Origin of the sequence: Streptomyces sp. 7-21, from assembly GCF_016741785.1 — a bacterium.
Lineage (GTDB): Bacteria > Actinomycetota > Actinomycetes > Streptomycetales > Streptomycetaceae > Streptomyces.
On sequence record NZ_JAERRL010000002.1, the window covers coordinates 358494 to 378128 of the forward strand.

At 72.5% G+C, this 19635-nt stretch carries 21 protein-coding genes; 17 read left to right on the forward strand and 4 right to left on the reverse strand.

The window, feature by feature from the left end; all coding sequences use genetic code 11:
* Positions 1-14: 14 nt before the first annotated feature.
* Genes cpaB through JK356_RS03795 form a run of 7 tightly spaced genes read left to right on the forward strand, consistent with a single transcriptional unit; the run spans position 15 to position 6117 of the window.
* Complete coding sequence (cpaB, locus tag JK356_RS03765) at positions 15-767, forward strand: Flp pilus assembly protein CpaB (protein ID WP_201866029.1); 753 nt, start codon at positions 15-17, stop codon at positions 765-767.
* 37 nt (positions 768-804) lie between these two features.
* Entirely contained in the window at positions 805-2028 is a 1224-nt protein-coding gene (locus JK356_RS03770; protein ID WP_201866030.1) for an AAA family ATPase, read from the forward strand.
* Positions 2025-2438 (forward strand): TadE/TadG family type IV pilus assembly protein, encoded by a 414-nt coding sequence (locus tag JK356_RS03775; protein WP_201866031.1) that lies wholly within the window; start codon positions 2025-2027, stop codon positions 2436-2438. The genes JK356_RS03770 and JK356_RS03775 overlap by 4 nt, the downstream gene beginning before the upstream one ends.
* Before the next feature lie 3 nt (positions 2439-2441).
* Positions 2442-2810: a TadE/TadG family type IV pilus assembly protein gene (locus tag JK356_RS03780; RefSeq protein WP_201866032.1), complete on the forward strand. Its 369-nt coding sequence runs from the start codon at positions 2442-2444 to the stop codon at positions 2808-2810.
* 31 nt (positions 2811-2841) lie between these two features.
* Entirely contained in the window at positions 2842-4182 is a 1341-nt protein-coding gene (locus JK356_RS03785; RefSeq protein WP_201866033.1) for a CpaF family protein, read from the forward strand.
* Positions 4183-4194: 12 nt separating this feature from the next.
* The gene (locus tag JK356_RS03790) at positions 4195-5184 is read left to right on the forward strand and encodes a type II secretion system F family protein (RefSeq protein ID WP_201866034.1); all 990 of its coding nucleotides are present in this window, start codon (positions 4195-4197) and stop codon (positions 5182-5184) included.
* 42 nt (positions 5185-5226) lie between these two features.
* The gene (locus tag JK356_RS03795) at positions 5227-6117 is read left to right on the forward strand and encodes a DUF5936 domain-containing protein (RefSeq protein WP_201866035.1); all 891 of its coding nucleotides are present in this window, start codon (positions 5227-5229) and stop codon (positions 6115-6117) included.
* Between the two features lie 44 nt (positions 6118-6161).
* On the opposite strand, the gene JK356_RS03800 is transcribed toward JK356_RS03795, so the two are convergent.
* From JK356_RS03800 to JK356_RS03810, 3 genes are read right to left on the reverse strand one after another with little or no spacing between them, the layout of a single operon-like run.
* Complete coding sequence (locus JK356_RS03800; RefSeq protein ID WP_201866036.1) at positions 6162-6686, reverse strand: hypothetical protein; 525 nt, start codon at positions 6684-6686, stop codon at positions 6162-6164.
* A 35-nt stretch (positions 6687-6721) separates the two neighbouring features.
* Complete coding sequence (locus tag JK356_RS03805; protein ID WP_201866037.1) at positions 6722-7750, reverse strand: hypothetical protein; 1029 nt, start codon at positions 7748-7750, stop codon at positions 6722-6724.
* A 39-nt stretch (positions 7751-7789) separates the two neighbouring features.
* A complete protein-coding gene (locus JK356_RS03810; RefSeq protein ID WP_201866038.1) occupies positions 7790-8056 on the reverse strand; it encodes a hypothetical protein in 267 nt (88 codons plus the stop codon).
* Positions 8057-8474: 418 nt separating this feature from the next.
* Here JK356_RS03810 and JK356_RS03815 point away from each other — a divergent pair, with 418 nt between their 5' ends.
* The 10 genes from JK356_RS03815 (at position 8475) to JK356_RS03860 (ending at position 17714) form a co-directional block, all read left to right on the forward strand.
* Positions 8475-8672 carry a hypothetical protein gene (locus tag JK356_RS03815; RefSeq protein WP_201866136.1) on the forward strand — a complete coding sequence of 66 codons (198 nt, stop codon included), beginning with the start codon at positions 8475-8477 and terminating at the stop codon, positions 8670-8672.
* On the forward strand, positions 8669-9265 hold the full coding sequence (locus tag JK356_RS03820; RefSeq protein ID WP_201866133.1) for a pilus assembly protein TadG-related protein: 597 nt from the start codon (positions 8669-8671) through the stop codon (positions 9263-9265). Before JK356_RS03815 ends, JK356_RS03820 begins: the two co-directional genes overlap by 4 nt.
* Positions 9266-9317: 52 nt before the next feature.
* A complete protein-coding gene (locus tag JK356_RS03825) occupies positions 9318-9929 on the forward strand; it encodes a hypothetical protein (RefSeq protein WP_201866039.1) in 612 nt (203 codons plus the stop codon).
* Positions 9930-9936: 7 nt separating this feature from the next.
* Positions 9937-10731 (forward strand): OmpA family protein, encoded by a 795-nt coding sequence (locus JK356_RS03830; protein WP_201866040.1) that lies wholly within the window; start codon positions 9937-9939, stop codon positions 10729-10731.
* Positions 10732-10733: 2 nt separating this feature from the next.
* On the forward strand, positions 10734-11276 hold the full coding sequence (locus tag JK356_RS03835; protein WP_201866041.1) for a DUF1990 family protein: 543 nt from the start codon (positions 10734-10736) through the stop codon (positions 11274-11276).
* A 354-nt stretch (positions 11277-11630) separates the two neighbouring features.
* A complete protein-coding gene (locus JK356_RS03840; protein WP_201866042.1) occupies positions 11631-12362 on the forward strand; it encodes an A24 family peptidase in 732 nt (243 codons plus the stop codon).
* 177 nt (positions 12363-12539) lie between these two features.
* Positions 12540-13307 carry an isoprenyl transferase gene (locus JK356_RS03845; RefSeq protein WP_201866043.1) on the forward strand — a complete coding sequence of 256 codons (768 nt, stop codon included), beginning with the start codon at positions 12540-12542 and terminating at the stop codon, positions 13305-13307.
* 313 nt (positions 13308-13620) lie between these two features.
* Entirely contained in the window at positions 13621-14922 is a 1302-nt protein-coding gene (locus JK356_RS03850; protein WP_201866044.1) for a PhoH family protein, read from the forward strand.
* A gap of 436 nt (positions 14923-15358) precedes the next feature.
* A complete protein-coding gene (locus JK356_RS03855) occupies positions 15359-16075 on the forward strand; it encodes a transglycosylase SLT domain-containing protein (protein ID WP_201866045.1) in 717 nt (238 codons plus the stop codon).
* Between the two features lie 157 nt (positions 16076-16232).
* Positions 16233-17714 carry an AI-2E family transporter gene (locus tag JK356_RS03860; RefSeq protein ID WP_201866046.1) on the forward strand — a complete coding sequence of 494 codons (1482 nt, stop codon included), beginning with the start codon at positions 16233-16235 and terminating at the stop codon, positions 17712-17714.
* A gap of 30 nt (positions 17715-17744) precedes the next feature.
* Here the strand turns inward: JK356_RS03860 and JK356_RS03865 are convergent, their stop codons facing one another.
* The gene (locus tag JK356_RS03865; RefSeq protein ID WP_374100599.1) at positions 17745-19586 is read right to left on the reverse strand and encodes an alpha/beta hydrolase; all 1842 of its coding nucleotides are present in this window, start codon (positions 19584-19586) and stop codon (positions 17745-17747) included.
* Between the last annotated feature and the right edge of the window lie 49 nt (positions 19587-19635).

The window sequence follows — 19635 nt, forward strand, 5'->3', positions numbered from 1 at the left end:
GTGGAACAGACCTGATGAACGCCCGCCAGCGACGCGGCCTGCTGCTGCTCGCCGTCTCGGTCGTGCTGGCCCTGGCCGCCTTCGGCGGGGTCGTCGCGGTCATCAACGACGTCGAGTCCAAGGTCGGCCCCGAGTCCGTCGTCTACGAACTCGCCGAAGACATCGAGCCGTACGAGGAGGTGACGGCCGGCCAGGTCCGCCAGACCACCATGCCCGACCGGTACATACCCGACTCCGCCGTCACCGACCTGTCCCAGCTCGAGGACAAGGTCGCCGCCGGGCCGCTGCGGGAAGGCTCGCTGCTCCAGACCGACATGCTGGCCGACCGCCCGGACCTCGCCGAGGGCCAGCAGGAGATCGCCGTCATGATCGACGCCTCCACCGGCGTGGCCGGCAAGATCTATCCGGGGGCCAGGATCAACATGTACGCCGCCTTCCGGGGAACGACTGAAGAAGGCGGATCACGGGAGGGCAACGAGTACGAGTTCGTGCAGCTGATGGTCAACAACGCGGAGGTCATCGAGGTCGGGGACCTCACCGAGATCGAGGACGACGACAGCGACGTCACCGAGGCCGTCCCGATCACCTTCGCCCTCGGCCACCAGGACGCCCAGCGCGTCACGTTCGCCGAGGCGTTCGCCGAAGAGGTCCGCCTGGCACTGGTCGCTCCCGGCGACGAGCAGGAGATCCCGGAGGACGAGCGGACGTACACCATCATCGGTGACATCCTCGGCGATCCGAACGCCGCCCCCGGCGAGCTGCCGTGAGCAAGCCGACCACGCACCGACCGAGCAGGTGGGAGAGATGACGACCCGGATTCTGCCAGCCGTGGGTGACCCGGACGCCGCACGCGCCCTGATCACCCTGCTGAGCCAGCTCCCCGGCAGCGAGCCCTTGCGCGCCGTTCCCGACTCCGCCACGCTGCTCGACACCCTGGCCGCCCTCACCCACGAGTCCGTCGCCAGCCTGCCCGAGGTCGTCGTCGTCCATGAAGGCATCGGCCCGCTGCCCGCGCTGGAGCTGATCCGCGAGGTCGCGCTCCGCTTCCCCGCCGTCGGCGTCGTCCTCGTGACCGCCGACCCCACCGCCGGGCTGTACTCCGCCGCCATGGACGCCGGGGCACGCGGCCTCGCCGGCCTGCCGCTCAACCACGAGGAGCTGGCGGCCCGCGTGGCCGCCGCCGCTCAGTGGGCGGCCGGGATGCGGCGCCACCTCGGCGCCGAGGAGCGCGCCGACCCCGGGCCCGGCGGGCGGATCCTGACCGTCTCCGGCGCCAAGGGCGGCGTCGGCGCCACCCTGGTCGCCAGCCAGCTCGCCCTGGCCGCCCAGGCATCGGACCAGACCGAGCGCGGCGCCATCCTGGTCGACCTCGACCTGCTGTGCGGCGACGTCGGTTCCTACTTCGACGTGCAGTTCCGCCGCTCCGTCGCCGACCTGGCGGGCATCCCCGACATCTCGGCGCAGGTGCTCTCCGAGGCCGTCTACCGCCACGAGAGCGGCCTGTCGATGCTCATCGCCCCGGCCGAGGGCGAGCGCGGCGAGGACGTCACCGAGGCCACCGCCCGGCAGCTGCTGACGGCCGTCCGCTCCCACTACGGCGTCGTCATCGTCGACTGCGGCTCCCACATGAACAGCGCCAACGCCGCCGCCATCGAGATGGCCGACACCGCCCTGCTCGTCACCACCCCCGACGTCATCGCGGTGCGCGCCGTCAACCGCATGGTCCGCATGTGGGACCGGCTGCGCATCCGCAAGGCGGAGGACACCCTGACCGTGGTCAACCGCCTGGGCCGGGCCAGCCCCATACAGCCGCAGCTCATCGCCCGGATCACCGGCACGCACGTGGCCCGCAGCGTCCTGCCCGCCAACTTCCGCGAGCTGCAGGAGGCCCAGGACGCCGGCCGCATCCAGGACCTCGACCAGCGCGGCCAGATCCGGCGCGCGGCCTGGGCGCTCGCCGCCGAACTCGGCCTCGCCCGGCAGGAGGCCGCCGCCCCCGCCGGCAGACGCAGGGGCAGGCGGGCATGACCGGCGGCCCGGGGGGCGGCCCCGCCACCGTCATACCCGCCCGCTGCCGCGGCGCCGGGCGCGACCGCGGCGCGGTCCTCGTGGAGTTCGCCGGGCTCTTCCCCCTCATCCTTGTGATGATGGCCGCGATCTGGCAGTGCGTCCTGATCGGCTACGCCTTCTCCCGCGCCGCCAACGCCGCCGACGTGGGCGCCCGCGCGGGAGCAGCCGCCAGCAGCGGGGCCGAGTCCGCCTGCGTCGCCGCCGCCACCGACGACCTGCCGGGCGGCTGGGACGCCGAGGTGTCCTGCCCGCTGGAGGGGAACGTGCGCACCGCCCGCGTCGAGCTGCGTGTCCCCGCCATCTTCCCCGGCGGCCTCAACCTGCCGCTGACCGTCTCCGGCACCGCCGGCGCGGCCGAGGAGGGCTGAGCCGTGCCCGGAACGCTCCGCCGCCGCGCCGGCGACCGCGGCGTCACCGCCGTGGAGTTCGCCGGGTGGCTGCCGCTGCTCGTGATCGTCGCGCTCGCCGCCATCCAGCTCGGCGTCGCCGGCTTCGCCGCCCAGCAGGCCGGCACGGCCGCCCGCGCCGCCGCCCGCACCGCCGCGCAGGAGGAGACCGCCGACGAGTACCAGCAGGCGGGCCGCGCCGCCGTATCGGACTGGCTGACCGTCGAGTTCGAGCTGGCGGCCTGCGGCGACGAGGCCACCGTCACCGCGCACGTCACCGTGCCGTCCGTCCTGCCGTTCATCGACGACTTCGGCCAGGCCAGCCGGTCCGTGACCATGCCCTGCGACGACTGATGCCCACGATGCCAACGACGAGGAGCGAGCAGTGAGTCTGAGGTCCCGCGTCCACGCCCCGGACGAGACCCCGCAGGCCGGCCCCGGCGACAGCCGGCTCGTCGCGACCTACCGGGCCAAGCTGCTGGAGGAGATCGACCTCGCCGAGATGTCCTCGCTCAGCACGAGCGAGCGCCGCGACCGCCTCGAACGCGTCCTCGGGCACATCCTCAGCCGCGAAGGCCCCGTGCTGTCCACCCAGGCCCGCGCCCTGCTCATCCGCCGCGTCGTCGACGAGGCGCTCGGCCTCGGCATCCTCGAACCCCTCCTGGAGGACGCCTCCATCACCGAGATCATGGTCAACGGGCACGAGCAGATCTACGTCGAGCGGGCCGGGCGCGTCGAGCGGCTGCCGCTGCGCTTCGCCTCGGAGGAACAGCTGATGCAGACCATCGAGCGCATCGTCTCGGCCGTCAACCGCCGCGTGGACGAGTCCAACCCGATGGTCGACGCCCGCCTGCCCACCGGCGAGCGCGTCAACGTCATCATCCCGCCGCTGTCCCTCAGCGGCGCCACCCTCACCATCCGCCGCTTCCCCCGCGCCTACACGCTCGACGAACTCGTCGCGTTCGGCACCCTCGACACCCACCTCGCCGAGCTGCTGTCCGGCCTGGTCCGCGCCAAGTTCAACATCATCGTCTCCGGCGGCACCGGCTCGGGGAAGACGACCCTGCTCAACGCGCTCAGCGGCCTCATCCCCGAGGGCGAGCGCATCGTCACCGTTGAGGACGCCGCCGAACTCCAGCTCCAGCAGGACCACGTGATCCGCCTGGAGTCCCGCCCGCCCAACATCGAGGGCAAGGGCGAGGTCACCATCCGCGACCTCGTCCGCAACTCCCTGCGCATGCGCCCCGACCGCATCATCGTCGGCGAGGTGCGCGGCGGCGAGACCCTCGACATGCTCCAGGCGATGTCCACCGGCCACGACGGCTCGCTGGCCACCGTCCACGCCAACAGCGCCGAGGACGGCCTGCTGCGCCTCCAGACCCTCGCCTCGATGTCCGAGGTCAACGTGCCCTTCGAGGCGCTGCGCGACCAGATCAACAGCGCCGTGGACGTCCTCATCCAGCTCGTGCGCCACCCCGACGGCTCGCGGCGCGTCTCCGAGGTCGTCATGCTCGCCTCGCACGGCCGCCAGGCGTTCCGCATCGCCACCATCGCCGAGTTCCTGCCCGAGCCGTACACCCCCGGCGAGCGGGTCCGCGGCACCTTCCGCCACCACCCCGTGCCGCGCGCCATCGCCGACCGCCTGTACCTGGCGGGCGAGCAGATCCCGCAGGCGTTCGGCGTCCACCTCGACGACACTCACCTCGCCACCCGGGAGGCGAGCTGACAGGTGACCACCATGGACGGACTTACGCTGCTCACCCTCGGGCTGTCCCTGCTCGCGCTGGCCGTCGCCGTCGCCGGCGTGTTCCTGTACGCCTCGGGCCGTGCCCAGCGCCGCGCCCTGCTCGAGCGGCTCGCCGGGCCCGCGCCCGGGCCCAGCGACACCGTGCCGCTGACCGCGCTGGCCGCCGGCCAGGCCGCGCCTCACGCGTCCGGCCGCCAGCGGCGGTTCCAGGGCCTGGACCGGCGGCTGCGCGGCACCGCGCTCGGCCAGCGGCTGGCGCTGAAACTGCGCGCCACCGGCATGGACCTGACGGTCGGCGAGTACGCCGCCGCCGTACTCGGCGCGATGGCCGTGCTGTGGCTGGTCGGCGCGGTCGTGCTCGCGCCGTTCTTCGGCCCGGTGTGCGCCCTGCTCGCCCTGTGGGGCGGCAGCGCGTTCCTCGACTGGCAGCGTGCCCGCCGCACCGAACGCTTCATCAGCCAGCTCCCCGAGCTGGCCCGGCTCATCGCCAACGGCACGGCCGCCGGCCTGGCCCTGCGCACCGCGCTGTCCATGGCCGCCGAAGAGATGGACGACCCGGCGGGCGCCGAACTCAGCCTCGTCTCCAGCCAGCTGGCCGTGGGCCGCTCCCTGGAGGAGGCACTGGACGAGCTGGGCCAGCGCCTCCCCTCCCGCGAGCTGCACGTGCTGGTCACCACGCTGATCCTGGCCAACCGGGCGGGCGGCACGATCGTCAGCTCCCTGCGCAACCTCACCGACACCCTGGAGGAGCGCAAGGAGACCCGCAGGGAGGTCCGCACCATGCTCGCCGAGATCAACGCCACGGCCGTGACCGTGCCGCTGCTCGGCCTGGGCGCGCTGCTCATGATCAACGCCACGTCGCCCGGGGCGCTGGGCCGCGTCACCGGCTCCACCGGCGGCCAGATCGCCATCATCGTGTCGCTGGCGCTGTACGTCATCGGATTCTTCGTCGTCCGCCGCTTCGGGCGCATCGACGTCTAGCCGTCTTACGGGCGCAAGGCGCCGACTGGGAGGTCACCGGCCATGGCACTGCTGCTCGGTCTCGCGATGGGGATCGCCGTCTTCGGCATCATCACCGCCGTCCGCATGCTGCGCCCCCGCACCACGCTGCCGCCGGACCTGGCGCTGGCGCTGGAGATCGGCTCCACCCGCGTCACCGCCAGCGGCTCCGCCGTCGACCGGCTCGGCATCCGGCTGGCGCCGCTGGTGCTGCGGCTGATGGGGCAGCGGGCCGTGGACCGCAAGCGGCGCCGCATCGACCAGGCCGGCAACCCGCAGGGGCTGACCATCGACCGGTACGCGGCCCGGCGTGCGGTGTACGGCATCTTCGGCGCCCTCGTCACCGTCGTCTTCGTCGCGGCGGGCTATCCGGCGCTGGCGCTGTTCTCCATCGCGTTCGGGCTGTTCGCCGCCGACGCCGCGATCTGGCAGGGCATCCGGGAGCGGCGCGACGTCATCGACCGCACCCTGCCCGACTTCCTGGACGTGCTGGCCGTCGTCGTCTCCGCCGGCCTCAGCTTCCGGCAGGCGCTGGACCGGGTCTCGTCCCGCTACGAAGGGCCCTGGGCCGACGAGATCCGCATCACGCTGCGCCAGATGGACATGGGCGTGCCCCGGCGCCAGGCGTTCGACGAACTGCGCCGGCGCAACGACTCCGAACCCGTCAACCAGTTCGTCGCCGCGCTCCAGCAGGGCGAGGAACTCGGCGCCCCGATCGCCGACACGCTCATGCAGATCGCCCGCGACATGCGCCGCACCGACGCGCAGAACGCCCGCAGGCGCGCCGCCCGGGCCATACCGAAGGCCACGATGGCGACGCTGGTCTTCATGGTCCCGGCCACGATGATCCTCATCGTGGCGGGCATGATCCTCGGCTCGGGCACCGACTTCTCGCAGATCCTGGACGCCGACTGACGGCCCCGCGCCGCGGCCGCGGGCGCCCGTGTCCGGCCGGCGGCTCAGCGCACCACGGACGCCAGCGCGTTGAGCAGCGCCACGGGCGCGCGGGTGGCGATCAGCAGCCGCTCGCCCTGGCGGGTGGCGATCACGGTGCTCGGCGAGCCCAGCGGCACCGCGTAGGCCCCGCCGACCAGCCGGGGCAGGCTGGGGTCCACGACGTTCCGGCCGCGGAAGGTGAAGCCGGAGTTGGCGGAGGAGGCGAGGTTCCGCATGACGCCGCCGCCCTGCGACGCCTCGGCGAGCGCCGCGTGCACGGACGCCGGGTCGATGTCCCGCACCGGGATGCGCTCGCGGCCCACGCGCAGCGTCTCGGCCGTCAGGTCGATGGCGTGGTAGCGGTGCTTGCCGTAGGGAACGGCCAGCAGCGGCAGCAGGGGCAGCAGGAAGATCCCCGAGACCGCCGCCCACGCGCCAGCGTCCTCCGGCAGCGCGGCCACGCCCATGGCGGCCACGGCCACCACGTACACGGCGAGGCAGGTGAGCATGAACGGCTTGGTCCAGCGCGGCCGTTCCTGGTAGAGCATGATCCGTACCTCCTGCGGGCGGTCGGGCCGGGCGGCTAGAACAGGCTGCCTACGAAGTCCCCGATACCTTCCACGATGTCACTGCCCACGTCCACGACCGCGTCGACTACGGCCTCACCGGCGTCGACGATGGCGTTCGCGGCGTTGATGTAGGTCTGCGGGTCGGTGATCGTGTCCCAGTTGTCCCATATCAGGGACGCGCCGTAGGCGATGCCGGTGCCGACGGCGGCGCCCACGGTGACCGGGTTGGGGCAGACCAGCGCGGCGGTCAGCGAGGCGTTGAACGCCGTGCCCGTCACGTCCACGGTGTAGCCGGAGGGGTCGCGCTGGAAGGCCTCGACCGGGTTGCCCTGCTGCACGAGGTCGACGACGCCCGTGATGGTGCTGAACCCGCTGCCGAGGATGCCGGCTCCGCGCAGCAGGCCCGCCGCCCGGCCCGTGGTGCCCAGCGCGGAGGTGAAGCTGGACAGGCGGCTCGAACCGGAGGCCAGGGCGGAGGTGTACGAGCCGTAGCCGACGCGGAGCAGGTTCGCCTGCTGGGCGGTGGGGATGAACCACGCCCCGTTGCGCATGTACGCGCCGTAGGCGGCGGCCTCGTGCGAGCCGCCGAGGAGTCCGGCCATCCACGGGCTCAGGCCCCGGGTGGCCACGCGGCCCATGAGGTTGGCGGGACGCTCGCCGGTGAAGGCGTAGTCCGCCATATACATCGCCGCCCTGCCCGCCGGGATGCCGGGCAGCTCGCCGTGGCGCAGCCACGACCACAGCCCGGCGGTCCCGTAGATGACGGGCATGACGGTGCCGCGCATCTCGCTGCCGAACGTGTACAGGTCGAGCGCGTCGCCGCCGCGCAAGGTCCTGGCATTCGAGCGCAGTTCGGCGGCGGTCTCGCTGAGCCAGGTCTGGAGCGGGCGGAGCGGGCTCATCTCGCTGGAGGCGTCCAGGGCGCTCGCCCTGGTGAAGAGATCCGCCAGCTCCGCAGCGGCCCCGGAGGAGCCGTCTTCGCTCTCCATCAGTCCGGCGAGGTGGTCAAGGTCGTCCGGATTGGCCTGACGGGTGTCACCCATGTCGTTCAGTCCCCGTATCGCGCTGACGTCCGGCGCCGGCTACTCCTCGTCCTCCTCGGCCTCGTCGGCCTGGGTGTCCAGAGACTGCGCCAGGCTGCGCAGGTTCCCGGCCACGGTCGAGCACTCGGTGTTGTACGTCTCCAGCTGTCCGGCGACCTCATCGCGGTTCGGGCCCTGCCAGCTCTCCATGCTGTTGATGACGTAGCTGCGGGGCTTGCCCTCACCGGACAGCAGCTCCTCGACATCCGTCGCGAGTTCCCTGAGCTTCCGGGCCCGCTCTCTGAGCTCCTCGGCTTCCGCGGTCACCGCACCTCCCCGTTTCCCCGTTGTCTTCGTCATCGAGGGCTTCTGTCGCCACCGGCGGCTTCCCCATTTCCGGGCGGCGCCCTCGCAGGTGACCGTACCCCACGGTGGTGGCCTGATCGAGGGCGGTGAGGCAGCGGTGAGAGAACGGTGACGAAGGCGGCACGAAGGAGGGACAACAAGGAGGTAGCTCTGCCCAAGCGAGCACGGTTATGGCACAGTCAGTGCCGACGGGTTTACAGGTTCGCCCGCTGGAGGGGGTCGGGCATGGTGGATTTCACCGCGAACTGGGCGCGGCCAGAGCCTGGTTGCCCCCCGTACCTCATACCCCACCAACCCGTTGCGCAGTACCGTGTGCGCGACGGGGGCAGGCGCATGGAGAGACCGGCTGGGCCGGGGCCAGCCGGAGGAGAGGGACGCCATGAGCAGGCTGCTGAAGTGGACGCGCGGCATCGGGGAGCGCACCCGGGGAGGCTACAGCGACCGCGGGGCCGGGTTCGTGGAGTACGCCGGTCTGCTGCTGCTGATCGCCACGGTGGTCGTCGCCGTCGTCGCGCTGGACATCGACGCTCAGGTAGCCAACGCCATACAGCGCGCCGTCAACAACATCCTCGACTGACACCGCGGCGTACCGGCGACCGAGGCGCGGTCTTTCCCCTCTATATATGGCTGGTGACCGGTCTGCTGCTGCTCGCGCTCACCTTTTTCGTCTTTGCCCAGGCGGCGGTGGTGCGCAGCGGCGCGCAGTCCGCGGCGGACGCCGCCGCACTGGCCGCCGCCCAGGAAGCCCGGGACCGGATGTTCGGGGATTTCCTGGAGGCCGCCCGCGAGGAGGACAGCGACCCCGAGGACATCGAGGGCCCCGTCGGGGGTGACGACGTGGGTGACTCCGGTCCCTGCGCCGCCGCCGCCCGCCTGGCGGCCAGCAACGACGCCGTGGTGACGTCCTGCGAGTCTGGTGAGGGAGGCACGGCGTACACGGTCGTCGTCGAGTCGACCGCGACCGTCGGTGACTCCGTCATACCCGGCACCGAGAACCAGACGGCCACGGCGCGTGCCACCGCCGTGATCGGCGTGCTCTGCGACGGGGTGGAGGAGGGGGACGACGGCCTCGAACTGCGGTGTGAGGAGCGTGACTGGGTTCTCGACCCCGACGACGAGGACGGACTGCCCGAGGCCCGTGACCTTTTCGAGGTCTATCTAGAAGACTGACGTCCTGTTCTTCCCCGTTTCCCAGCTACCGACGACGAAGGACCAGCCCTCGATGGATCTGCGCGATAGCAAGTCACGTCTCATCTTGATCGTCGCGGCACTCGGCGCCGCCCTGGTGATCGCCGTGGCGAGCTGCGGTGGCGGGGGCGGCGACGGCGACAACGGTGACGGCGGCAGCTCACAGAGCCAGGACAGCGGTAACGGAGAGACCGACGGGGGAGAGAACTCCGGCGGTTCCGGGAACGGCGGCGGCGAGGAAGATGGGTCCGGTGAGGTGCTCGCCGAGGTGTCGGGCGAGGAGAACATCACCCTGACCATCACCAGTGCTGAACGGGAAGAGGGCGGCTTCCTCACCGTCGAGGGCACCATCACCAACGAGGGCAGCGAAACCTGGTTCGACATCCGTTGGTCCGGCGACGAGGAAGAACTCGCGGATAACCGCTTTTCCATGGCAGGCGCGTCGCTCGTCGCTCAGGAGGAGGGCCACCGCTACCTCATCCTCCGCGACACCAGCGGGCGCTGCCTGTGCACGAACTTCGGGAACGGGATCGAGGCCGGCGAAACGCTGACGTGGTTCGCGCAGTTCCCCGAGCCCGAGGCGTCCACCACGCAGGTCGACTTCCAGGTGGGCAACATGCCCCCGGCCACCATCGAGATCAGGTGAGGACGCGATGACCACGCACCGAGCGCACCACCGCACCCGGCAGGCGCGACGCGCCGCCGTTGTCGGCGTGACCGGGGCCGCGGTTCTCGTCTTCTCGGGCGGGCCCGCCGTGGCCCAGGACGACCCCGAGAGCACCGACGAGCCGCCCGGCTACGTCGCCCCCGAGCCGCCCGAGGTCGATCCCGACGCCCCCGGGCTGATGCTCGGCGACGGCGCCACCCTCGCCGAACCGCGAATCCTCGACATCAAGTTCATCACCGAGGACCTCGGCACCGGCGGTACCGGCGACTCTGATGACGGGTCGGGCGGCACCGGCGGCGAGGACGGCAGCAGCACCGGCGGCGAGGACGGCTCCGGCGGTGGCGAGGACAGCTCGGGCGGCGGCGAGGACTCCGGGGCGGACGAACCCCCCAGCGGCGGCCAGCGCGAGGAACAGACCAGCGGCCAGCACAAGTTCACCCTCCAGACCGACGTCCTCTTCGGCCGGGACAGCGACGAGATCACCGACGAGGCCCGCGAGGCCCTGCGCGAGGTGGCCGCCGCCATCGACGAGTACCAGCCGAGCCAGGTCAACATCTTCGGCTTCACCGACAATCTCGGCGACTACGACTACGGCATCACCCTCTCGGAGAACCGCGCCCGCAACACCCAGCAGGTGCTCGTCGAGCTCCTCGAAGATCCCTCCGGCATCACCTTCAACGTGCGCGGCTACAGCGAGGATTACCCCCTGTACGACAACAGCACCGAGGAAGGCCGCCAGCGCAACCGCCGCGTGGAGATCTCCTGGCCCACCGGGGAGTGACGGTGCCCGGGCGGCCCCAGGCGGGCTTCACCTACCCGGAGGCGGGCGCCACCCTGTCCGGCGCTCCCCTCCCGCCGCCCGGCTACCACCTGCTGTGCGTCCACACCGGTCTCGGCCACGGTGAGCGCCTCGCCCGTGCCGCCGGCGAGGCCCTGCTCAGCTGGCGCATGCACCGCGCCGCCGGCGCCACGGTCGACACCGCCGCGCCGCGGGCCGAGCCCGGCGCCGAGGTCACCGTCTCCCTTGGCGCCGGGCCGCTCCGGCTCACCGCGCCTTGCCGCGTGGCCGGCATCGTCCGCGAGCCGGGCCGCGTCGGCTTCGCCTACGGCACGCTCCCCGGCCACCCGGTCACCGGCGAGGAGGCGTTCTTCGTCGAGCGGCTTCCCGGCGGCGCCGTGCGGCTGGCGGTGGTCTCGTTCAGCCGGGCCGCCGCCTGGTACGCCCGTGCCGCCGGCCCGCTCACCCGGGCCGGGCAGCGCGCGGTCGCCCGGCGCTATGGGCGGGCGCTGCGGCGGCTGGTCCGGGAGGCCGGGCGGGCCGGCTGAGCCGCTCCGGCCGCGCTTGCGTACGCCCAGGGTGACAGGCTCGCCACATGCCGGAGCCGCGGCCCGGGAACGGGCGAATCCGCAGGCAGCCGGGGGTAAACGAGCCGGTGGGCAGGGGGTCACGGTCGCTGGCGGGTGCGGTATGGTTCCCTCGTCGGTCCCGCTGGCATATGTGGGCCGCTCATGCTGCCAGCGTCGTCACTCCCACCCCGGCGACGGCTGGCTGGTCGGACCGTGAGCCACCCCCCCGCTCCGGTCCGACCCCTCTTGAACGGGCCGGTCTGTCCTCCCCCCCACTCGGGCAGACCGGCCCGAGGTCTTTCCGGGCCCGGCCCGGCCCGTAGGGTTCGGCGCGTGGAACCGCTGCTGATCGCCGTCTGTGCCGCCTTCGGGGCCCTGACCGGGCCGCTGCTGGCCCGCCCCGGCTACCGGCTGGCCGTCGAGCCCGGGGAGCCCTGGCGCTCCGCCTGCCCGAGGGGTCACCCGCTGACGGGGCCGCTGCGCGGCTGGGCCGGCCTGGCCCGCTGCCCCGGCTGCGGTGCGTTCGGGCCCGGCCCGGTGGGGCTGGCGCTGGTGACCGCCGCCTGCTGCGCCGCGCTGGCCGCAGCGACGGGACCGCGCCCCGAGCTGGCCGTGTGGGTGGTGGCCGCCCCGGTTGGGGTGCTCGCGGCGCGCGTGGACGTGGCCGTGCGGCGGCTGCCCGACGTGCTCACGCTGCCGCTCGCCGCCTGGGCCGCCGCCGGGCTGGGCGTCGCCGCGCTGCTGCCGGGGGCGGGCGGCAGCTGGACCCGGGCCCTGCTGGGCGGCGCGGTGCTGGCGGCCGGCTACTTCGTGCTGTTCCTGATCAGCCCCAACGCCATGGGGTTCGGCGACGTCAAGCTGGCGCTGTCGCTGGGAGTCGCCCTTGGGTGGTATGGCTGGGATGTCGTGGTTTTCGGCTGCTTCGCGGGCTTCCTGCTGGCCGCCGTGTCCGCGTTGTGCCTGGTCATCGCGGGGAAGGCGGGCCGCAAGACGGCTCTGCCGATGGGCCCGTTCCTGGTGCTGGGCGCCCTGGGCTCGCTGCTGCTCGGGGGACTCGCGGCGTGACACGCGTCATGGGTGACGCGCGAGGCGGCCGTGCATGCGTTACGGTGGAATCCCCCCCTCGGGCCGGTCCGTCACCCCCCCACGGACCGGCCCGCTTCGTGTGTCCGGAGCCGGTAGAGTGCGTGGCTCACACGCCGTCCGGTGCGGGGATGCGGTGAGCGGAGGAGGGGCACATACGTGAAGAACAAGCTGCGGCGCCTGGCCCTCAGGCTGTACACGCGGAGGGTGGAGGGGAGGCTCGACACCGACAGGGCGCCCAAGCACATCGGCGTGATTCTCGACGGCAACCGCCGCTGGGCGAAGGCCGCGGGCGGGACGACCCGCCAGGGGCACGAGGCGGGGGCCGCGAAGATCCAGGAGCTGCTGACGTGGTGTGACGAGACCGACGTCGAGGTCGTCACGCTCTGGCTGCTGTCGACGGACAACCTCAACCGGCACGAGGACGAGCTGATACCCCTGCTGTCGATCGTCGAGGGCGCGGTGCGGGACATCGCCGAGGACGGGCGCTGGCGCGTCCACCACGTCGGCGCGCTGGACGTCCTGCCGGAGCGGACCCGCCAGGTGCTGCGGGAGGCGGAGGAGCTCGCGGGCGGCCGGGACGGCATGCTGGTGAACGTGGCCGTCGGCTACGGCGGGCGGCAGGAGATCGTCGACGCCGTGCGCTCGCTGCTGGCGAAGCGGGCCGCTGAGGGGCAGACTCTGGAGCAGGTCGCCGAGTCGATCGGCCTGGAGGACATCGCCGAGCACCTCTACACGAGCGGCCAGCCCGATCCGGACCTGGTGATCCGTACCAGCGGCGAGCAGCGTCTGTCGGGCTTCATGCTCTGGCAGAGCGCGCACTCCGAGTACTACTTCTGCGAGGTCTACTGGCCGGCCTTCCGCAAGGTCGACTTCGTGCGGGCGCTGCGCGACTACGCCGCCCGGCACCGCCGTTACGGCATCTGAGCGGCGGCGGCCACCGCTGGACCCGGGACGGGCCCCGGGCGGATCCGGCCGGGGCTCGGGTCGTTCTTCGCATGAGATGTGCGGAGTCAGGGCATATTCACCGCGGACCGCGCCCACGCGTGGTCCGCCGGGAGGCCCGTTTGCGCACCACGTTTCGGATCCGGGCCGGCACCGGGCCCCTGGCGTGGACGGGCCCCGCCGGCCGACTTCACCCCCGGCGTCCCGCCCGAGGGCGGCGCCTGGCTCCCACACCTCGTCCGAGGGGGTTCGTCCACACGTGGTCACTAGCACTAAGCGTTCGCATGACCGGCGCATGTACGTCCTCGACACCAGCGTCCTGCTCGCCGACCCGTCGGCTCTCACCCGGTTCGACGAGCACGAGGTGGTGCTCCCGGTCGTCGTCATCTCCGAGCTTGAGGCCAAGCGCCATCACCCCGAACTCGGCTACTTCGCCCGCCAGGCGCTGCGCCGCCTCGACGAGTACCGGGTCCGGCACGGACGGCTGGACACCCCCCTGCCGATCGGCGAACTCGGCGGCACGCTCCGCGTCGAGCTGAACCACTCCGACCCCGCGATCCTGCCGGCCACCATGCGCGGCGAGCGCGGCCATCTCGCGGACAATGACTCGCGGATCCTGGCCGTGGCCCGCAACCTCCAGGCCGAGGGGCACGACGTCACCGTCGTCTCCAAGGATTTGCCGCTGCGCATCAAGGCGTCGTCGGTCGGGCTCGCGGCTGAGGAGTACCGGGCCGAGCTGGCCATCACGGACGCGGACGGCTGGACCGGCATGGTGGACCTCACGCTGCCGGGCGAGGCCGTCGACGAACTGTTCGCGTCCGAAACGGTGTATGACGAGAAGGCCGCGGAGCTGCCGGTGCACACCGGTCTGGTGATCTCCTCCGAGCGCGGGAGCGCGCTGGGGCGTGTGACGGCGGACGGCAGGATCCGGCTGGTGCGGGGCGACCGCGAGGCGTTCGGCATCCACGGCCGCAGCGCCGAGCAGCGCATCGCGCTCGACCTGCTGCTCGACCCGGAGGTGGGCATCGTCTCGCTCGGCGGCAGGGCGGGCACCGGCAAGTCGGCGCTGGCGCTGTGCGCGGGGCTGGAGGCGGTCCTGGAGCGGCGGCAGCACCGCAAGGTGGTCGTGTTCCGGCCGCTGTACGCGGTGGGCGGCCAGGACCTGGGGTACCTGCCGGGCACCGAGGCCGAGAAGATGAACCCGTGGGCGCAGGCGGTCTTCGACACGCTGTCGGCCGTGACGACGAACGAGGTCATCGAGGAAGTCGTGGCGCGCGACATGCTCGAGGTGCTGCCGCTGACGCACATCCGGGGCCGGTCGCTGCACGACGCGTTCGTCATCGTGGATGAGGCGCAGTCGCTGGAGCGGAACGTGCTGCTCACCGTGCTGTCGCGGATCGGGCAGGACTCCCGGGTGGTGCTCACCCATGACGTGGCGCAGCGGGACAATCTCCGCGTCGGCCGGTACGACGGTGTGGTCGCGGTGGTGGAACGGCTCAAGGGGCATCCGCTGTTCGCGCACGTGACTCTCACGCGCTCCGAGCGTTCGCCGATCGCCGCGCTCGTCACCGAAATGCTGGAAGACGGGCGCATTTAGCGCGAGTCCGGAACGAAACGGGCGCCGGGGTGGCTATCGCCCCGGCGCCGTGCCGTTGTGTCCGGCGTTGGCGCTGGCAGACGCCATGGAGCGGCAACTTGGCGTGACGGCAAGGCCAAACCTCATGTGAGCTTTCCCACATGGAGTGGAATTGCCTCGTGCTGGTTCCGTCGGGCAATGTGTGCGTCTGTCAGGCCCCGCATGCGGCAGGACAGCCCCCCAAGGGCACCGCACCACACGGAGCTTCACCGCTCCACAACTGAACAGCCGCTCGCCGCATGCCGCCCGAACTACCACGCGGGCCTCGCGTACCGATGCGCGGGGAAACCCGAACGGGCCAGTGCCTCCCGTGACAAGTCACCGTGGGGAGGCCCGTGTCTGGGGCACGAACGCGCCCGCGCGGCAGTCGTAGCGGGCGATGTCGGAAGGAAACCGTGTGACCGGGATGTCGGTCCGTGGATTCGCGGTGGCGTCCGCCACCGCGGTGACCACCGTCGGCGCGGCCATGGGCGTCGCCTCGGGAGACGAGCGCGGCCAGGGCACCAGCACCGACGAACTTGAGGTCGTCGCGGCGGACGAGACGCTTCTCGCCGAGATACCCGCTGGCACGAACGCCCAGCTGCACACCACATCGCTCACCCAGCAGGCCGAAGAGCAGTCTCTCGCCGCCGAGGCGGACACGCTCCGCCAGGCGCAGGAGGCCGCGCGTATCCAGGCCGCTCGGGACGCCCAGGAGCGCAAGGAGGCCGAGGAGGAAGAGCGCGAGCGTCAGCGCCAGGCCGAGGAAGCGGCCGCCGCGGCGGCCGAGGCCGCCTCCGCATCGACGGCGGACTCCTCCAGCTTCCCCGTCCAGTCCTCGTACTCGGTCGCCGAAGTGCAGGCCATGGCACAGCAGATGGTGCCGGCCGACCAGTTCCAGTGCTTCTCGAACATCGTGGACCACGAGAGCGGCTGGGACTACACGGCGACCAACCCCTCCAGCGGCGCGTACGGTCTCATGCAGGCCCTGCCCGGGTCGAAGATGGCCTCGGCGGGCGCCGACTGGCAGACCAACCCGGCCACTCAGATCGAGTGGGGGCTGAGCTACATGAACGACCGTTACGGCAGCCCGTGCGGCGCCTGGGAGTTCTGGCAGGCCAACGGCTGGTACTGACGGCCGCCAGCCCCGGCGGGTCAACCCGCCCGCGAGCGATGACGTCCCCGTGCCCGGAAGGGCATGGGGACGTCGTTTGCCGCCCGGGGTGAGGCCCGGCGCGGTAACGTCGTTCCCTGCACCGCGGCGTCAGTGATTCGGGGGCGGAGGGAAACGAATGGCACGACTGAGCCGGCTCACCGCCGGCCTGGGCCGGCTGGTTTCACGGGCGACGAGCTTCCGTGCGCACGCCCAGCGTGAGCAGGAGCGGCTCGAACGCGAGGCGGGGGAGCGGGGCGTGGCGGAAGCGGCGGCCCCGTCCGGCGGGCCGGCCCCGGGGCCGCACGAGAGCGCCCGGGCCAGGGCCCGGGAGGCGGTGCTGGGTACCGCGCACGACGCGGGCGGCACGGGCGCCGCGGGGAGCGGGGGAGTGCCGCCGGGGCCGCCGGCGGACCGCGCCGCGGGTGAGCGCCCGGAGCCGGCCGCGGTCATCCCCTGGGGGGTGCGGGTAGCGGCCGAGGCGGGCTGGCGCGTGCTGGTGCTCGCGGCCGTCGTGTGGGTGCTGCTGCAGATCGTCAGCGCCATCAGCCTGCTCGTCTTCGCGTTCACGGCGGGGCTGCTGATCACGGCGCTGCTCCAGCCGTTCGTGGGATGGCTCAAGCGCATGGGCTTCAGCCGGGGCGCGGCCACCGCGGTGACGGCCTTCGGCGGCTTCGCCGTGATGGGCCTGATCGGGTGGTTCGTGGTCTGGCAGGTGATAGAAAACAGCGACCACCTCGCCGACCAGGTGCAGGACGGCGTGGAGCGCGTCCGGGACTTTATCCTGGAGCTGCCGTTCGACATCACCGAGGAGAACCTCGACGAGTGGGTCGAGAGCATCAACGGCTGGATCAACGACAACCGCGACACCCTGACGTCGGCGGGCCTTGAGGCCACCAACTACGTCGTCGAGTTCTTCACCGGCGCCGGTATCACGCTGTTCGTCGTGCTGTTCCTGCTGTACGACGGGCAGGGCGTGTGGCAGTGGTTCCTGCGCCTGGTGCCGGCCGTGGCGCGCCCGGGCGTGGCCGGAGCCGGGCCGCGGGCGTGGATCACGCTCACCGGCTACGTGCGCGGGACGGTGATAGTGGCCCTCATCGACGCCATCGGCATCGGCATCGGCCTGTTCATCATCGACGTGCCCATGGCGGTGCCGCTGGCGGTCATCGTCTTCGTCGCCTCGTTCGTGCCGCTCGTCGGCGCGATCGTGTCCGGGGCGCTGGCCGTGGTCGTCGCGGTGGTCACCAACGGCGTGATGGACGCGGTGCTGGTGCTCGGCGTGGTGCTGCTGGTGCAGCAGATCGAGGGCCACATCCTCCAGCCGTTCATCCTGGGCCGGATGGTCCGCGTCCACCCGCTGGCCGTGGTGCTGGGCGTGGCGGCGGGCTCGATGCTGGCGGGCATCCCCGGCGCCATCGTGGCGGTGCCGCTGATCGCCGTGACGAACACGGTGGTCGGCTACCTGCGGGCCTACCAGGAGGAGTCGCTGCGGCGCACCGGGGTCCCGGCGGGGGCGACGGTCGCCGAGCTGGCCCCCACCGCGCCGCCCGCGACCCGGCCGGACCCGGGAACCCCCGGCCCCGGGGACGAGGGGCCGGGCCTGAGCGAGGGCCGCTCCTGACCCCTGGCCGCCCGGGACGCCGCGCGCCGGTCACCCCGCCCAGCCGTGGCGGGGCGGGTGGCGGATCTCCAGCAGCCAGCTCAGCCGCTCGGTGTCGGTGTCCGTCCAGCCCTCGGGCGGGGCGATGGCCGCCCAGGCGGCGACCGGGTTGGAGCCGTAGCGGTGCCCGTGCGGCGCGGGAGCGCCGTAGGAGACGGCCATGTCGACCGTGGTCTGCCAGAAGGTGACGAACGGGAACCAGTCGATCGCCGAGGTCACGTCCGGCCCCAGCGGCTCGTGGAGCCACTCCGGGCGCTGGAACAGCAGGTCGGGTGACCACCACACGACCGGGTCCGAGGCGTTCTGGAGGTAGACGATCCGCGGCTCCTCCCAGGGCTTGCCCTGGGGGATGTCCAGGTCGTCCTCGGGGAACTGCGCGAACCGGACGTGCCGCCCCTCGTCGTAGACCGGGCGCCACACCGGGCTGCCCTCGTCCCGGTTCTCGGTCAGCTCGGTGTGGAGCGGGCTGAAGTCCGGCGGCCCGATCAGCAGGGCGCCGTCGGTGCGCTCGATCATGTCGTCCAGGCCGTCGAAGGCCGCTTCTATGGCCGCTACCGACAGGCTCTCGCCGAAGACCAGGAGCGTGGGCCGCTCGTCCTCCGGCTCCTGGAGCCACCGCTCGTAGATCGCGTCGAACAGCGCCGTGGTGGCGATGCCCGCCTCGTTGCGGTCCACCATGAACGACGCCCAGCTGGGCATGTACGAGTACTGCATGGTGGCGATCGCCGTGTCGCCGCCGTACATGTACTCCAGCGCCTCGACGGTGGTCGGGTTGACCCAGCCGGTGCCGGTGGTGCCGGTGACGGCCAGCACCTCCCGCTCGAACGCGCCGGTGCGCTCCAGCTCGCGGACTGCCAGCTCAGCGCCGTCCTCGTAGTCCTCGTAGGCAGCGCGGCCGACGTACACGCGGATCGGGTCGAGCGCGTCCTCCCCGGTGAAGCCGGAGATCTCGGTGTCGGAGGGGACCGTTCCGGTGAACGTGCGGCCCTTGTTGCCCAGGTCCTCCCAGGCCACCAGCGAGTCCGGGCTGCCGGAGACCAGCGGCGAGTACGGGCGGAGCACCCCCGGGTCGGTGCTGCGGTCCTTGGCGGCCGCGATCCGGTCGGCGATCTCCAGCACGCCCCGGTCCCACACCACGTCGCGGGTGCCGATGGCCACGATCGTGGTGGACATCGCCAGTCCCAGCGCCACCGCGACCGGCCAGGGCATGATGCGGTTGAGCAGCCGCGTCAGCACCCGGGTCAGGAGCCGGACCGAGCGGGCGGTCACCAGCAGCAGCACGAGCACCGCCAGCGAGATCAGCGCGATCATCAGCGAGTGCCAGGTGAGCGTCGGCGGCAGCTCCTGGAGCCGCCGCAGCTCCCGCTGCATGTCCGCGCTCTGGCCGAGCATGATGCCGACCGCCCACGGCAGCACCAGCAGGTACACCAGCCAGCAGCGGGCCCGGACGCGCTCCGAGGGCCGCCAGGGCGCCAGCAGCCGGTACAGCCAGCTGGCGAGGGCGCCGAGCCCGTAGCCTATGGCGGCCGTGATGCCGCCGACGACGCCCTGGTAGTACCAGGGGCGCGGCACCAGCGAGGGCGTGAGCGACAGCCAGAAGAAGAACGTGGCGACGAGGCAGGCTGTCAGGTCGGGCCAGCGCCGCACGATCCAGTTGTCGTGGGGCCGCTCCCAGTACGGCTTGCGGGCCAGGGCGGCGGCACGGGCCCCGGCGGCGCGGGCGGCTGAGCGCAGGGCGGCGCTCGGCGCGGGCCGGGCCGGGCTGCCCGAGGCGGGCGCGGGGGCCGACCGGGCGGCCGGAGCGGTGGGTGAGGCGGCTGCCTGCTTATCCACGGGCCGTCGCCCTCCCCGCATGACCCACGCCAGTCATCAGCCCTCCTGT

Bases quoted from the DNA above. Each gene is read 5' to 3' on its own strand.
- JK356_RS03775 (WP_201866031.1), top strand. From the start codon at position 2,025: ATGACCGGCGGCCCGGGGGGCGGCCCCGCCACCGTCATACCCGCCCGC.
- JK356_RS03800 (WP_201866036.1), bottom strand. From the start codon at position 6,686: ATGCTCTACCAGGAACGGCCGCGCTGGACCAAGCCGTTCATGCTCACC.
- JK356_RS03790 (WP_201866034.1), top strand. From the start codon at position 4,195: ATGGACGGACTTACGCTGCTCACCCTCGGGCTGTCCCTGCTCGCGCTG.
- cpaB (WP_201866029.1), top strand. From the start codon at position 15: ATGAACGCCCGCCAGCGACGCGGCCTGCTGCTGCTCGCCGTCTCGGTC.
- JK356_RS03860 (WP_201866046.1), top strand. From the start codon at position 16,233: ATGGCACGACTGAGCCGGCTCACCGCCGGCCTGGGCCGGCTGGTTTCA.
- JK356_RS03795 (WP_201866035.1), top strand. From the start codon at position 5,227: ATGGCACTGCTGCTCGGTCTCGCGATGGGGATCGCCGTCTTCGGCATC.
- JK356_RS03830 (WP_201866040.1), top strand. From the start codon at position 9,937: ATGACCACGCACCGAGCGCACCACCGCACCCGGCAGGCGCGACGCGCC.
- JK356_RS03825 (WP_201866039.1), top strand. From the start codon at position 9,318: ATGGATCTGCGCGATAGCAAGTCACGTCTCATCTTGATCGTCGCGGCA.
- JK356_RS03805 (WP_201866037.1), bottom strand. From the start codon at position 7,750: ATGGGTGACACCCGTCAGGCCAATCCGGACGACCTTGACCACCTCGCC.
- JK356_RS03770 (WP_201866030.1), top strand. From the start codon at position 805: ATGACGACCCGGATTCTGCCAGCCGTGGGTGACCCGGACGCCGCACGC.
- JK356_RS03850 (WP_201866044.1), top strand. From the start codon at position 13,621: ATGTACGTCCTCGACACCAGCGTCCTGCTCGCCGACCCGTCGGCTCTC.
- JK356_RS03815 (WP_201866136.1), top strand. From the start codon at position 8,475: ATGAGCAGGCTGCTGAAGTGGACGCGCGGCATCGGGGAGCGCACCCGG.